This is a genomic window from Deinococcus aerolatus, from assembly GCF_014647055.1.
Classification (GTDB): Bacteria; Deinococcota; Deinococci; order Deinococcales; family Deinococcaceae; genus Deinococcus; species Deinococcus aerolatus.
Genome location: NZ_BMOL01000001.1, coordinates 456481 through 470581, shown reverse-complemented (window position 1 = coordinate 470581; position 14101 = coordinate 456481). Strand labels below are relative to the sequence as shown.

Below are 14101 nucleotides of genomic sequence, written 5' to 3'. Positions count from 1 at the left end.
CGTTCCTGCCCCGACAGCCCCGGGGCTGGGCGGGGCACGCCGCTGTTGCGGACAGGGATATGGACTGGGGCCGCCCGGTGTGCGGGGAGCGGCGCTTGAGGGAGCTGTGGGTAATCGGGGACATTCACGGCTCGTACGGCAAGCTGCGCTCCATGCTGCTGCGTGCCGGCCTGATCGACTTTGACGGTGGCTGGACGGCAGGCGACGCCCAGCTGGTCTTCCTGGGAGACTACGTGGACCGCGGCCCCCGGGGCGTGGAAGTTATCCGCCTGATCCGCAGTCTGGAAGTCCAGGCCACCGAGGTGGGGGGGCAGGTCACGGCGCTGCTGGGCAACCATGAGGTCATGTTCCTGGCCACCCTGATGTTCCGCCATACTGACCCTGCCGACACGCTGGGCTTCCGCGACTACTGGCTGAGCAACGGGGGGCAGGACCGCGATCTGGCGCTGCTGGACCCCGGCGATCTGGCGTGGCTGGAGGCGCGGCCCGCGCTGGCCCTGATCGGCTCCTGGCTGATGGTGCACGCCGACAGTCCGATGTACCTGCGGCTGGGCGAGACGCTGGAGGCCGTCAACGCGCACGTCCACACGCTGATGCAGGGGCGCGACGCCAACGCCTGGGGCACGTTTCTCAACGCCTTCGCGGACCGTTTCGCATTTGCGCTGAACAACGGCGAGAAGGTGGCCCGGCGCATGCTCGCCACCTTCGGCGGGGAGCGGCTGGCGCACGGCCACACCCCGGTGTACGTGTTGCTCGACGAGTACCTGCACGGGCCGACGCTGGGGGCGGGTGCCCCGATTCCCTACGCGGGCCGGCTGTGCGTGGCGATGGACAGCGGCATGGCCTACCGCGATGAGGCCGGATTCATCGCCCGGCTGGATGACGGCGGCATCGCCGAGGTGATCTCGAATCCGGGCAGCGGTCCGGCATACTGAGGCCCTAGAAGAGCGAAAGATGTATCTTTACTCGGTTTCGTTGTATAATTTTTGCTTATGACCAAGGCCGAGAAGCCCAGCAAGAAGTCCGGTAAGACACAGGAGAAAGCGCGCAAACAGCCTGCTGGAAGTGCCGCCAAAGCTGCATCAGGCGTGAATAAAACTGCAGAGGCATCTTCCGTTCTGCTGACGCCGGATACCCTGCCGGCCCCGGTGATGGCGGGCCGCGACTTTCTGAGCAACCTGGACATGACGGCAGCCGAGCTGCGCGCGGTGATGGACACCGCCCACTCCATGAAACGCGGCGAGTGGCGCGGGGTCAAGCCTCTGGCGGGCCTGTCGCTGGCGCTGGTGTTCGAGAAGTCCAGCCTGCGGACCCGCACCACCTTCGACGTGGGCATGTACCAGCTGGGCGGACATGCCATCACGCTCTCGAACACCGAGATCGGCCTGGGGACCCGCGAACGCGTCAGTGATGTGGCGCGCAACCTGGAACGCTGGGTGGACGGAGTGATGGGCCGGGTCTACCTGCAACAGACGCTGCACGAGCTGGCCGATCACGCTGCCATTCCCGTCATCAACGGCCTCTCGGACATGCTGCACCCCGCGCAACTGCTGGCCGACTACCAGACCATTGAGGAGGAGTTCGGCACCGATCTGCGCGGCCGGCGGGTGGTGTACATCGGCGACGGCAACAACCTTGCCAACAGCCACATCCACATGGGCATCCTGACCGGGAGCGACGTCACAGTCGTGACCCCGGTGGGCTACGAGCCCAACGCGGGCGTGCTGATGGACGCCGTGGACAGCGGCACGCGGATTACCCTGACCCACGATCTGGCCGCCATCGAGGGGGCAGATGTGCTGTATACAGACGTGTGGATCAGCATGGGCATGGAGGCCGAGGCCGACATCCGCCGCCGCGCCTTCCAGGGGTATCAGGTCACGCCGGGGATGCTGGACACCCTGGCACCGGACGGTATCTTCCTGCACTGTCTGCCCGCCCATTACGGCGAGGAAACCGTGCCGGAAGCCACCGAACACCCCAAGAGCCGCGTATTCGATCAGGCCGAGAACCGCCTGCACGCGCAAAAGGCGCTGCTGTACCACCTGCTGGGCGGCGCAAAACCAAGGTGGTGAAACCATAGGCCGTATGGTCCAGGCTCTGGAAGGGCAGGAAATCGCCGCCCTGTTTCCGTTCGAGACGGGACTGGGCAGCTTCATGCGCGTCTACGAGATCAGGACCGACGCCGCGCCCGACTTCAACCCCGCCGACTTCAGTGCGGCGTGGTGGCTGACGCCCGCCGAACTGCTAACCCGAACCAAGGCGGGCGAACCGGCGAAGGGCGATCTGGCCGAACTGGTCCGCCGGTGCTTTCCATGACCGCCCACCGCGTCGTCCTGCGCCCCCTGCGCCCTGAAGACGCCGCCACGTTTGTGGCCTACCGCAACGACCCTGAGGTCGCCCGTTTCCAGGCGTGGACGCTGCCCTATCTCCAGCGGCACGCAGAGTCATTGATTGACGCCATGCGGGAGCGCACGCCAGGACAGCCGGGGTGGACGCAACTGGCTTTGGTGGACGCGAACACCGGGGAGCTGCTGGGCGACTTCGCGGTGAACGGCGCTTCTCCCGGTGAAGGTGCACAGGCCGAAGTCGGCTTCACGCTGGCCCGACACGCCCAGGGCCGTGGACTGGCCTCAGAAGGACTGGCACTGCTGCTGGCGCAGCTGTTTGGCCCGCATGCCCTGCACCGCGTTTACGCCCATATCGATCCGCGCAACGCCCCCGCCGCTGCGCTGCTGACCCGCGCCGGCTTTCGCCATGAGGGCACGGCGCGGGAAAGCTACTGGCACCGGGGAGAATGGACCGACGACGCGCGGTACGGACTGCTGGCGCGGGAGTGGCACACTCGACATCTGGAGAAGGCTTGATATGACCCCCAAAATATTTATCGACGGCGAGGCCGGAACCACCGGCCTGCAAATCCGCACCCGCCTGCAGGACCGGAGCGATCTGGACCTGCTGAGCATTGACCCGGCGCGGCGCAAGGACGCCGGGGCGCGGGCCGAGCTGCTAAATGCGGCGGACCTGAGCATCCTGTGCCTGCACGACGACGCGGCGCGTGAGGCGCTGACCCTGACCACCAACCCGGCCTCGCGCCTGCTGGACGCCAGCACCGCCCACCGCATCGACCCAGCGTGGGTCTTCGGCTTTCCCGAATTGAACGCCGGGCAGCCGGAGCGCATCCGCGCCGCGCGGCTGGTCTCCAACCCGGGGTGTTACAGCACCGGGGCGATTGCGCTGATTGCCCCCCTGACGGCGGCGGGGCTGATCCCTGCCGACTTTCCCCTGACCATCCAGGGCTACAGCGGCTACAGCGGCGGCGGACGCGCGCTGGTGGATGCCCACGAACAGGGCGCGGACCACGCCATGCGCGGCGACTTCATCAGCTACGGCCTGACGCTGGACCACAAGCACCTGCCGGAGATCGTGCGCTACGGCGGCCTTTCGGTGACCCCCATCTTCGCGCCGCATGTGGGCGGCTGGGCGCAGGGCATGACCGTCAACATTCCGCTGCATCTGGGCGAACTGGGCGTCACGGCGGACGCGCTGCGGGACGCGCTGGCCGCCCACTACGCCGGGCAGCGGTACGTGCGCGTTTCCGCGCTGGCCGACAACCCGGCCGTCCTCGATCCCCAGACTCTCAACGGCAGCAACGATCTGGAGCTGTTCGTCTACGCGTCCGGAGACGGGCGGCGGGCGGTGCTGGCGGCGCGGCTGGACAATCTGGGCAAGGGGGCCAGCGGCGCAGCGGTGCAGAACATGGAACTGATGCTGGGCCTGTAGGAATTTCCGGCCAGAAAAACCGGCCCCGTGCTAGATTTTTCTGTGATGCGCGTACTTCACACCGCTGATTTCCATGCGGGCCGCAACCTGCGCGGCTTTGACCGGACTCCCGAAATTCATCAGGCACTCATAGAGATTGCTGGCCTGGCCCGCAGTGAGAAGGCCGACGCCGTGCTGGTGTCCGGCGACCTGTTCGACACCGGCAACCCGTCGGCCGACGCCGAGGCCGCCGTGTTCGATTTCTTCCTGCGCCTGCGCGACGCCGGGATTCCCGGCATCATCATTGCCGGAAACCACGACAGCTCTGCGCGGCTGGATTCGGTGACCGGGCTGCTGGGCTGGGTGGGTATTCAGGCCGTGGCGCAGCCCAGCAGCAATCCGCAGGACATGGTGCGGACCATCGAGACCAGGGGCGGCGAGACCCTGACCGTGGGCGCCCTGCCTTACCTCTCGGAGCGGCGGCTGGTCAAGGCGGCGGACCTGCTGGGCGGCGACACCGGCGCGTGGCGGCAGAAGTACCGCGAGGGCATGGGCTTTTTCCTGCGCCGGCTGGGCGAGGGCTTCCGGGCGGGCCACGTGAACATGCTGATGGCCCATGCCACCATGGACGGCGCGGTGCCCAGCGGCAGTGAACGCACCCTGCAGTTTGACCTGACCAACGCCTACACCCTGTCGGGTTTGCAACTGCCGCCCGGCGCGCAATACGTGGCGCTAGGCCACATCCACAAGCCGCAGCAGGTGTCAGACGCGCCGCTGGCGTGCTACCCCGGCAGCATCATCCAGCTGGATTTCGGCGAGGGCGGCGAGAAAAAGCAGGTCAATCTGGTGGAGGTGGAGGCCGGACGCCCCGCCCGCATTCACGCCCTGCCGCTGGCGAGTGGCCGCGAGTTGAAGACCCTGCGCACCGATCTGGACAGTGTGGAGGCCCGCATCCGGGCGCTGGGCGACTTTGATGGGCTGCTGAAGGTGGTGGTGCGTGCCCCCAGCGGCACCGCGCTGCCGGGCCTGAAGGACCGCGTGCTGAAGCTGGCCCCCAACACCCTGGCCGTTGACCTGGAGGCCGCCCAGGAAGACCTGACCCTGCCCGAGCTGAAGCGCGAGGGCCTGAGCCTGACCCAGCTGTACGAGCAGTACTACCGCGAGCGGCGCGGCGAGCTGCCCGACGACCTGCGCGCCGCCTTCAAGGAGGCGGACGAGGCGGCGCGGGCGGAGGACGTGGCATGAAGCCCATTCGTCTGGAAGTCCAGGGGTTCACCGCCTTTCGCCAGTTCACCGAGCTGGATTTTGCCGATCTGGAACTGTTCGCGCTGGTGGGGCCGACCGGCAGCGGCAAATCCAGCCTGCTGGACGCCATGACGTTTGCGCTGTACGGACACACCGAGCGGCTGGGCGGTTCCGGGCTGGACGCGCTGATCTCGCAGGGCGAGCGGGGCATGAGCGTGGGCCTGACTTTCGAGACCGGCGGCGTGACGTACCGCGCCTCGCGCACCAAGGGCCGCCGGCAGGCCGAGAACGAGGTGCGCTTCGAGCGCAGGGACGACGACGGGCGCTGGGCCAACCTCAGCGACGGCGGCGTCAAGGGGGTCAACGAGCGCATCCAGACGGTGGTGGGGCTGACCTTCAAGAACTTCACCCGCAGCGTGATGCTGCCGCAGGGCGAGTTTGCCCGTCTGCTGCACGGGAGTGGCAAGGAACGGCAAGCGATTCTGGGCGAGCTGACCGGGCTGGAACACGTCGCCGCCATGCAGCGCGTCGCCTCTGACCGGGCCAAGGAGCTGAAACACCGTGCGGGCAGCCTCAACAGCGTGCTGGAGAACGAATACGCCGGGGTGACGGCGGAGGGGATTGCCGCCCTGCGCGCCGAACGCGAGCGCACCGACGCCGACGCCGAGGGGCTGCGTGACCGCCTGGAAGCCCTGCAGAACAGCCTCGCCCGCCTGCGCGAGACTGAGAAGGTCTGGAAGACCCGCGAGGACACCGTGCGCCGACTGGGCGTGCTGGACGCCCGCGCCGCCGGGGTGCAGGCCGGGGCGGCGCGGGCGGTGCAGGCCCGCCGGGTGGCCGGGGTGCTGCCGCTGCTGGACGCCGCCGAGCGCGCCCGGATTGCCGCCGAACGCGAGGCTCGCGCGCTGGCCGGAGCGCAGGGAACTGCCACCCAGGCCGCCCGCGCCGCCGAGGCTGCCCAGACCAATCTGGAGTCCGCGCAGGAAGCCGAGGCGGGCATTCCTGATCTGGAAGTCCGCGCCGACAAATTGCGCGAGGCCGAGGCCGACGCCGCCCGCCTCAAGCGTTCCGGCGGCACCCCGCAGACCACCCACCCGCAGCCGCTGGAGTGGGATGAGGACGCCTTTCTGGTGGCCCGCGCCGGGGCCGAGAAGGCCGAGCGGAACCGGCAGGAACGCGTACAGATCGAGGCCGAGCGGTTGGGGCTGAATTCAGCGCTGGCCCGTTTTCAGGCCGAGGACAGTGCGCAGGCGCAGGAGACCGCGGAACTAGAGCGGGTCAAGCGTGACGGTCAGACGGCCAAAGCTGAACTCGAAGCGGCCCAGAAGACGCTGGAGGAGACCCGCCTGACCTCCGGCCTGGCCTCTTACCGCGCGCACCTGCATGTGGGCGAGGACTGCCCGCTGTGCTTGCAGGAGGTGCGCGAGCTGCCCGACGCCCCGCAGGCTGATCTGAGCGCCGCGCAGGACCGCGTGAAGGTGCTGAGTGCCACGCTTGATGAGCGCCGCACCCGCTTCAGCGACCTGCGCGCCGCCCTGAAAGCCCGCGAGACGTGGTTGGCCGACAAGGAGGCCGACAACCGCAACTGGCAAGAAGGCCTGGAGGGGCGCGAAAGAGATCTGCGCGCCGCCGAGGCCCTGGTCACCGGCGATCCCCAGACCGAGGCGCTGCGCCTGCTGGCCGGGCTGGCCGGGCGGGTGCGCGCCGCCGGGACGGACCCTGCTGGAAAACGCCGCGCCCTTCTCGACGAGATCACGGCCATCCGCAGGCGCGTGCAGGAGGCGGGCGGGGCCGTGTCCCGCGCGTCTGGTGATCTGGCGGCGGCCAATGCCACCCTGGCGGCGGCACAGAACGCCTCGGCGGGCCGGGAGGCCGACGCGCTGGAGGCCCAGGCTGCCCTGGACGCGGCCCTGGGGGGGTTGGGCATGGACGCCGCGCAGGCCCGCGCCGCCGCGTTGCCCGAACACGACATTGCCGCGCTGGAGGAAGCGGCGCGCACCCAGGCCGCCCAACGGGCGCAACTGGCCGAGGCCCTGGCCGAGCTGGAACGTCAGCTGGGCGCGGCCCCCTTCGATCCGGCGCAGCTGACGCAGGTGGCCCGTGACCTGACCGCCACCGACGCCGCCCTGACCGCTGCCCGCGAGCGTGCCGGAAGTCTGGCCGAGCAGGAACGGGCCGGACGCGAACGTCTGACCCGCAAGGCCGAAATCGAGGCCCAGGCGCTAGATGCCGCCCGCACCTTCGACACCTGGCAGACCCTGACCAATTCCCTGAAGGCCAACGAGTTCCAGCAGTTTCTGTTGGCCGAGGTAGAGGCGCAGCTGCTGACCCGCGCGGGTCTGTTGCTGCACGAAATCAGCGACGGACGCTACCGGCTGGCGCTGGCGGGCGGCGACTACGTGGTGCAGGACCTGTGGAACGCGGGCGAGGTGCGCGGCGTCAGGACCCTGTCGGGCGGCGAGACCTTCCTGGCCTCCCTGTCGCTGGCGATTGCCCTGAGCGACTACCTGGCAGGCAACAAGATCCTGGGGGCGCTGTTTCTGGACGAGGGTTTCGGCACCCTGGACCCGCAGGCGCTGGAAGCTGTGGCTGGTGCCCTGGAAAGCCTGCGCACCCAGGGGCGCATGGTGGGCATCGTCACCCACGTAGAAAGCCTGTCCGAACGCCTGCCCAGCCGCCTGCTGGTGACCAAGAGCGTGGCGGGCAGCAGCGTGCAGCGGCTGGATCTGTGAGGGGCGGTGTGCTCTCAAAGGGGCATACCGCTCAAGGTCGCATGGCCCTCTGGGTGTAGTCCGTCCGATGTTCTGGCAGGACTGGCACCCAGCGCCTACGCCACTTCCTCCCGCTCCAGCTTGGCAAAGATCATGCGGCCCACGTTGGTCTGCACGTTGTTCACAACCTGCACGCGGGCCTGCTTGCCCCGGAACTTCAGGCCGTCTTCCACCACCACCATCGTGCCGTCTTCCAGGTAGCCGACACCCTGGCCGGACTGCTGGCCGCCCTTGGTGATGGTCACCGCCAGCAGGTCGCCGGCCTGCACCTGCGGCTTGAGGGCCACCGCCGCCTCGTTGATGCTCAGGACCGTGACGCCGTGCAGCTTGGCGATCTTGCCCAGGTTGCCGTCGTTGGTCACGATCTGGCCCCCGGTCTCGCGGGCCAGCCGGATCAGTTTGTCGTCCACCGACTTCAGCGCCGCGTCGTCCCAGTCCTCTACCCGGATGGGGCGCAGCTCGCGCAGGTCTTCCAGCAGGCCCAGCCCGCGTTTGCCCCGGACGCGTTTCTGGGCGTCGCCGCTGTCGGAAAGCAGCTGCAACTCGCGCAGGATGAACCCTGGCACCACCAGCTCGCCTTCCAGAAAGCCGGAGCGCACCAGTTCCAGGATGCGGCCGTCGATGATCACGTTGCTGTCCAGCAGCTTGCTGCCGCTGCGGCGGCGCACCTGCGGAAAGGCCAGCAGGCCGAAAGCCTCCGCGTGGCCCACCGCAAAATTGACGAAAAACACTGCCAGGATCACCGTCACCAGCAGGTTCCAGAACCAGTTGTAAAACGGCAGGCTCTGCAGCAGGCCGCTGAGCAGCACGCTCAGCAGCAGGGCGACGATCAGGCCGAAGGTGGCTGCGGCCACTGTGCGCGGCGACAGCCCCGCGTGCCAGCGCGAGAAGCGCCCCACGCTGCCGGTCAGCAGTTTCTCGGCGCGCGGCGCAAGCAGCAGCGCAATCAGGCTGCCCGCCAGCATCAGGCTCAGGGTATTGACCCGGTTCAGGTCACCGGGCTGCGCCGAGCCCAGGGCATGGCCCCCCAGCCAGCCCAGCACCAATCCCAGCAACATGACGAACAGACGAACAGCCAGCACGCCCTCCAGTGTAGCGGCTGCGCGAGGATGAAACGGGCTGGAAGTGGGGATCTGGAGACCTGACCAGGGCCAAGGACCGGCCCGGCGGTGCTCAGCCGCCGATTCGGCTTTCCGGCGCGGCGCTGGCCAGCGCTGCCGGGCCGTCCTCCACCCGGCGCAGCACCGGGTTGAACAGCTGCGCCGCCGCCACCCCGGCCAGCAGCAGGCCCGCGAGAACGGCGACGCTGCCCCCGGCATAGCGCGCGGCCAGCAGCCCGGCCAGCGCGGTGCTCAGCGGCGAGGTGAACTGCGCGATCAGCCGCCGCACGCTGAACACCCGGCCCTGCATGGCCGGCGGCACCTGGGCCTGCCAGATGCTCTGCGAGTGCGCGTTCATGGCGGGGTAGGTCAGGCCCAGGGCAAACAGCGCCAGCGCCGCCCCCAGCACCGTGCTGCTCAGGCCAAAGGCCGCCAGCGCCAGCCCGGAGGCGATCATCGGCACCAGCACGCCCAGCACCCGCCGCACCTTCAGGCCGCCCCACACGCTGATCAGCACGCCGCCCAGGACCCCGCCCACGCTCTGGGTCACGGTCAGGGTGGCCAGCGCGGCCGTCAGGGTGCTGCCGCGCGCCTGCCAGTCGGCGGCCAGCCCGAACTTGACGATCAGCGGTTCCAGCACGCCCAGCCCGCTGCCGCACAGGTTGGCGACGGCGAAGGTCAGCAGCAGCGCCAGCAGCGGCCTGCGGCTGCCGATGAATGTCCAGCCGAAGGTCATGTCCTCCCGGAACGAGCGCTGCAGGCCGCTGCGGTCGGTGACCTCCTTCGGAGACGGCACCGACAGGCGCGAGAGAATCACGGCGGCCAGCACGAAGCTCAGTCCGTCTACCGCGAAGGCGAAGGGCACACCGTCGCGCAGGCCGGACAGCCACGCGGGCAGGGCCTCGGACCGTCGCAGCAGCGCGGGCACGCCGATCAACAGGGCGGCCAGCGCCGGTCCCACCAGCCCCGCCAGACTCCAGATGGTCTGCATCATGCCGTTGGCGCGTGGCAGACGGTCTTTTGGCACCAGCGTCGTGTAACTCGCGTCAAAGGCCGAGCCGTGAAACGTGGACACCAGACCCATCAGGCCCGAGGCCAGCACCAGGGTCCACAGCGGCGCGGCGGGCAGCAGCAGCAGGCCCAGCATCGCGAACGTCAGGGCCGCGCCCAGGAGATCGGCCCCCAGCATGATCTGCCGCCGGTCGTGACGGTCCGTCCAAGTGCCGGCCACGGGCGCGCTGAGGGTGGCGGCCAGCCCCCAGGCCAGCGCCGTGGCCGCCAGGGCCAGCGCCAGTTGCGGCTTCTGCTCGGCCAGAGGGTAGCGCGTGACGGTCAGGTAGATGCTGAAGGCAAAGCCGGCCACCGCTGAACCCAGCACGCTCAGGGCCTGCGACCCCCACAGCCACACGAAGGTGCGCCAGCCGTCCGGCGCGGGCAGGGCAGTCTGGGGCGGAGGCGTCATCTGCCGTCCAGCTTACGGCCCTGATCGTCAGGGGGAAATACGCCATCTGGCGGGGTTCTCTGTCCACCTGACTGGGCGTGATTGCGGTGGGTGGCCGGGGCCGGTTTCCTGCATCCCGCATGCTCGGACGCCCGCGTAGGCCCGGCACTACACTCCGGCCCAGATGACGGTTTCCGCGCCACCCTCCGCCACCACGGGGACACTGCCCCTCGGGCCGCGCGGGCTGCTGCTGGCGCTGATGATCACGCTGATCTGGGGCCTGAACTTCGTGGTGATCAAATGGGCAGTGGACGGCGCCCCGCCGCTGCTGGTGGCAGCCCTGCGTTTCGCGGTGGCGGCGGTTCCGGCGGTGTTCTTCGTCCGGCCGCCGGCCGTTCCGGCCCGCATCCTGTGGGGCTACGGGCTGGCCGTGGGCGTGGTGCAGTTCGGCCTGCTGTACCTGGCGATTGCGCTGGGCCTCAATCCGGGCCTGGCCTCGCTGCTGATGCAGGTTCAGGCGTTCTTCACGGCGCTGCTGGCCGCCGCCTTCCTGCGTGAGCGTATCCAGCCGTGGCAGGCGACCGGCATCACGCTGGCCTTTGCGGGCATGGCGGTGATCGGGCTGCTGTCGGGCGGTCAGGTCAGTGGGCTGGGGCTGGGCCTGACGCTGGTGGCCGCGCTGGGCTGGGCGGTCAGCAACCTGCTGGTGCGCGCCGCAGGCGGCGCCAATGTCTTCTCGCTGGTGGTCTGGAGCAGCCTGATTGCGCCGCTGCCGCTGGGGCTGCTCTCGGGCGTGGTGGACGGCTGGGACGTGGTGGCCCGGACCCTGTTGCACGGCGGCTGGCCGTTGTGGGCCGCCGTGCTGTACATGGGCCTGGGCAACACCGTGCTGGGTTTCGGGGTGTGGTCACTGCTGATCCAGCGCCATGGGGCAGCGCGGGTGGCGCCGCTGTCGCTGCTGGTGCCGGTCTTCGGCCTGATTTCCAGCGCCCTGCTGTACCACGAGGTCTTTGCGCCGGGCAAGGTGGCCGGCGCGGCCATGATCGCCGTGGGGCTGCTGCTGCACGTGTTCGGGCGGCGGGTCTGGCCCGCGCCGGGCCGCGTCCTCAAGAGCTAACGCCAAGCGGGTCATCAGCGCCTGCCGCCTGCACAGCCCTCAGCATGAACCGCTCCGCTACCCTGGTTCCATGTCCCCCCGCCCCGCCTTCGACTCACACCTGCACACCCCGCTGTGCGGCCACGCCACCGGCACGCCCCGCGAGTACGCGCAGGCCGCGCTGGACGCCGGGCTGTCGGGGCTGTGCTTCACTGATCACTCGCCCATGCCCGCGTGGTACGACGCGCCTTGGCGGATGCACCTGGACCAGCTGCCGCAGTACATAGAGGAGGTCCGCACCGTGCAGGCCGAGTTTGCCGGGCGCCTGGACGTGCGTCTGGGCCTGGAGGCCGACTTCCACCCCGGCACCGAGCGGTTCGTGGAGCGCCTGCTGGCGGCCCACGACTGGGACTACGTGATTGGCAGCGTGCACTACCTGGGTGCGTGGGGCTTCGACAATCCCGAATTCGTGGCTGAGTACCGCGAGCGCGATCTGGGGGACCTGTACGGCGACTACTACGCCCTGATCGAGAGCGCGGCCCGCTGCGGCCTGTTCGACAGCATCGGTCACCTGGACCTGCCCAAGAAGTTCGGCCACCGGGACCCCGGCGGCGCGGCGGCGTTGCGGGCGCTGGACGCGGTGGCCGGGGCTGGCCTGAGCCTGGATTTCAACACGGCGGGGTGGCGCAAGCCGGTGGCCGAGGCGTATCCGGCGCCAGCGCTGGTGGGCGAGGCCGTCAGGCGCGGCATCCCCCTGGTGCTGGGCAGCGACGCGCACCAGCCGCAGGAGGTGGGCTTCCGCTTCGCCGACGCGGCGGCGCTGATCGGGGCGGCGGGCGGCCGGACCGTGACGTACGCGGGGCGGGTGCGGCAGGATTGAGGGCCGGAGCCGCCCCGCACGCGGGAATGGAATGCCGGAACCCCACGGTCCGGCCCGCCCCGGCCCCGTAAGCTGTCCCGGTGTCTGACCTGACCCGCAAATCCCTCGTTAGCGCCCTGAACTCTACGGCCGATCTGCTGGACCTGCTGGGGGCGGAGGCCTTCCGCGCCCAGGCGTACCGCAGCGCCGCGCGCAGCCTGGAAGGGCTGGAGGCCGAGGTCTCCGAACTGGCCGCCCGGAAATTTGCGGGCATTCCCAAGGTGGGCAAGAACATCGCCGCCGAACTGGGCGCGTTTGTGGGCAGTGGGAGCTTCGGCCCGCTGGAGGACGCCGCCAGCCAGGTTCCGCCCGGCGTGCTGGGCCTGTTCCGGGTGCGCGGGCTGGGGCCAAAGAAGATCCGCGCCCTGTGGGACGCCGGCTTCGACTCGCTCGAACGCCTGCGGGAGGGCGCAGAGAATGGCGGCGTGGCGGCCACCAAGGGCTTCGGGGCAAAGAGCGCGGCCACCATTCTGGAGGCGGTGGACTTTGCCCTGGCCTCGCTGGAGCGCCAGCACCTCAGCACCGGTCTGGACGTGTCGGAGGCCCTGGTGGCGCGGCTGGGGGGTCTGGACGCGCGGGTTTCCGGCGACGCGCGGCGCGGCCTGGAAACGGTGCGGGTGGCGCGCGTGACCGTCACCGGGACGGCGCGGGAGGTCCGGGCGCGGCTGGAGGGCGCGGTGGATGACCTGCTGGACGTGCAAAACAAGCCGGTGCTGGCGGGCCGGGTGGGCGGTGTCCCGGTGGAAATCGCCCACGCCCACGCCGAGGCGCGCGGCGCCCTTGACCTGATGATGGGCGGCCCGGCGGGGTACCGTGAGGCGCTGCGGGCCGACGCCAAGGCGAAAGGCTTTGACCTGAGTGGGCGCGGGCTGAAGCAGAACGGGGTGCTGCTGCCCACGCCGGCGGAACAGGACGTGACCGACGCCCTGGGCCTGCCGCCCCGCCCCGCCGGGTACCGCGAATCCGAACACGACGGCCTGTGGCAGACGCTGCCGCCGCCGGAGGACCTGGTGAAGGTCAGCGATCTGCGCGGCATGCTGCACACCCACTCGGTGTGGTCCGACGGCGCGGCGACCGTGCGCGCCATGGTAGAGGCGGCGGTGGCGCTGGGGCACAGCTTTCTGGGCACCGGGGACCACTCGCGCGCCGCGTCCTACGCCAACGGCCTGAGCATTGAGCGCCTGCACGACTACATTGCCGAGATCCGCGCCCTGCAGGCCGAGGGACTGCCGGTGCTGGCCGGGGCCGAGGTGGACATTCTGGACGACGGCTCGCTGGACTACCCGGATGAGGAACTGCTCAGGCTGGATTACGTTGTTGCCAGCGTCCACAGCCTGTTCACGCTGGACCCGGTGCGGCAGACCGAGCGTCTGGTGCGGGCCGCCTCGCATCCATTGATCACGGTGCTGGGCCACCCGACGGGCCGCGTGCTGCTGCGCCGCCCCGGGTACACCCTTGATCTGGACGCCGTGCTGGCCGCCTGCGAGGCCAACGGCACGGTGGTGGAGATCAACGCCAACGCCTCACGCCTCGACCTCGACTGGCGCGACGTGCTGCGCTGGCGCGAGCGGCTGACCTTCGCCATCAACACCGATGCTCACGTGCCCGGCGGCCTGACTGACACCCGCTTCGGTGTGGCGGTGGCGCGCAAGGCAGGCCTGAAGCCGGGTCGGATCATCAACACGCTGGGTCAGGCCGAGTTCCTGGCGTTCGTGGCGCGGCAGCGGGCGGCGCGCGGCTGACGCGCAGGGGAGTGACCCGGGCGCC

The 14101-nt window shown here is 69.8% G+C and carries 12 protein-coding genes; 10 read left to right on the top strand and 2 right to left on the bottom strand.

The features are described 5' to 3' along the window. Positions 1-95 precede the first annotated feature (95 nt). From IEY31_RS02240 to IEY31_RS02210, 7 genes are all read left to right on the top strand, one after another. Complete coding sequence (locus IEY31_RS02240) at positions 96-935, top strand: metallophosphoesterase (protein ID WP_188968538.1); 840 nt, start codon at positions 96-98, stop codon at positions 933-935. A gap of 216 nt (positions 936-1151) precedes the next feature. Further along, positions 1152-2075 carry an ornithine carbamoyltransferase gene (gene argF, locus IEY31_RS02235; protein ID WP_188968838.1) on the top strand — a complete coding sequence of 308 codons (924 nt, stop codon included), beginning with the start codon at positions 1152-1154 and terminating at the stop codon, positions 2073-2075. A gap of 13 nt (positions 2076-2088) precedes the next feature. Then, positions 2089-2319 carry an NUDIX hydrolase gene (locus IEY31_RS02230; protein ID WP_188968536.1) on the top strand — a complete coding sequence of 77 codons (231 nt, stop codon included), beginning with the start codon at positions 2089-2091 and terminating at the stop codon, positions 2317-2319. Then, positions 2316-2867: a GNAT family N-acetyltransferase gene (locus IEY31_RS02225; protein ID WP_188968534.1), complete on the top strand. Its 552-nt coding sequence runs from the start codon at positions 2316-2318 to the stop codon at positions 2865-2867. Before IEY31_RS02230 ends, IEY31_RS02225 begins: the two co-directional genes overlap by 4 nt. 1 nt (position 2868) lies before the next feature. Then, a complete protein-coding gene (gene argC / locus IEY31_RS02220) occupies positions 2869-3783 on the top strand; it encodes an N-acetyl-gamma-glutamyl-phosphate reductase (protein WP_188968532.1) in 915 nt (304 codons plus the stop codon). 45 nt (positions 3784-3828) lie between these two features. Then, positions 3829-5007, top strand: a complete 1179-nt coding sequence (locus tag IEY31_RS02215; protein WP_188968530.1) for a metallophosphoesterase family protein — start codon at positions 3829-3831, stop codon at positions 5005-5007. Then, on the top strand, positions 5004-7739 hold the full coding sequence (locus tag IEY31_RS02210; RefSeq protein ID WP_188968528.1) for an AAA family ATPase: 2736 nt from the start codon (positions 5004-5006) through the stop codon (positions 7737-7739). Before IEY31_RS02215 ends, IEY31_RS02210 begins: the two co-directional genes overlap by 4 nt. 95 nt (positions 7740-7834) lie before the next feature. On the opposite strand, the gene IEY31_RS02205 is transcribed toward IEY31_RS02210, so the two are convergent. Beyond that, positions 7835-8860 carry a PIN/TRAM domain-containing protein gene (locus tag IEY31_RS02205; RefSeq protein ID WP_188968526.1) on the bottom strand — a complete coding sequence of 342 codons (1026 nt, stop codon included), beginning with the start codon at positions 8858-8860 and terminating at the stop codon, positions 7835-7837. A 91-nt stretch (positions 8861-8951) separates the two neighbouring features. Then, the gene (locus IEY31_RS02200; protein WP_188968524.1) at positions 8952-10340 is read right to left on the bottom strand and encodes an MFS transporter; all 1389 of its coding nucleotides are present in this window, start codon (positions 10338-10340) and stop codon (positions 8952-8954) included. Between the two features lie 163 nt (positions 10341-10503). Between IEY31_RS02200 and IEY31_RS02195 the strand changes: the two genes are divergently transcribed. The 3 genes from IEY31_RS02195 to IEY31_RS02185 all read left to right on the top strand — a co-directional run bounded on the left by IEY31_RS02195 (position 10504) and on the right by IEY31_RS02185 (position 14076). Continuing rightward, positions 10504-11436: an EamA family transporter gene (locus IEY31_RS02195; RefSeq protein ID WP_188968522.1), complete on the top strand. Its 933-nt coding sequence runs from the start codon at positions 10504-10506 to the stop codon at positions 11434-11436. A gap of 70 nt (positions 11437-11506) precedes the next feature. After that, positions 11507-12295 carry a histidinol-phosphatase HisJ family protein gene (locus IEY31_RS02190; RefSeq protein ID WP_188968520.1) on the top strand — a complete coding sequence of 263 codons (789 nt, stop codon included), beginning with the start codon at positions 11507-11509 and terminating at the stop codon, positions 12293-12295. Positions 12296-12375: 80 nt separating this feature from the next. Further along, positions 12376-14076, top strand: coding sequence for a DNA polymerase/3'-5' exonuclease PolX (locus IEY31_RS02185; protein ID WP_188968518.1), 1701 nt, complete (start codon positions 12376-12378; stop codon positions 14074-14076). Positions 14077-14101: the final 25 nt, after the last annotated feature.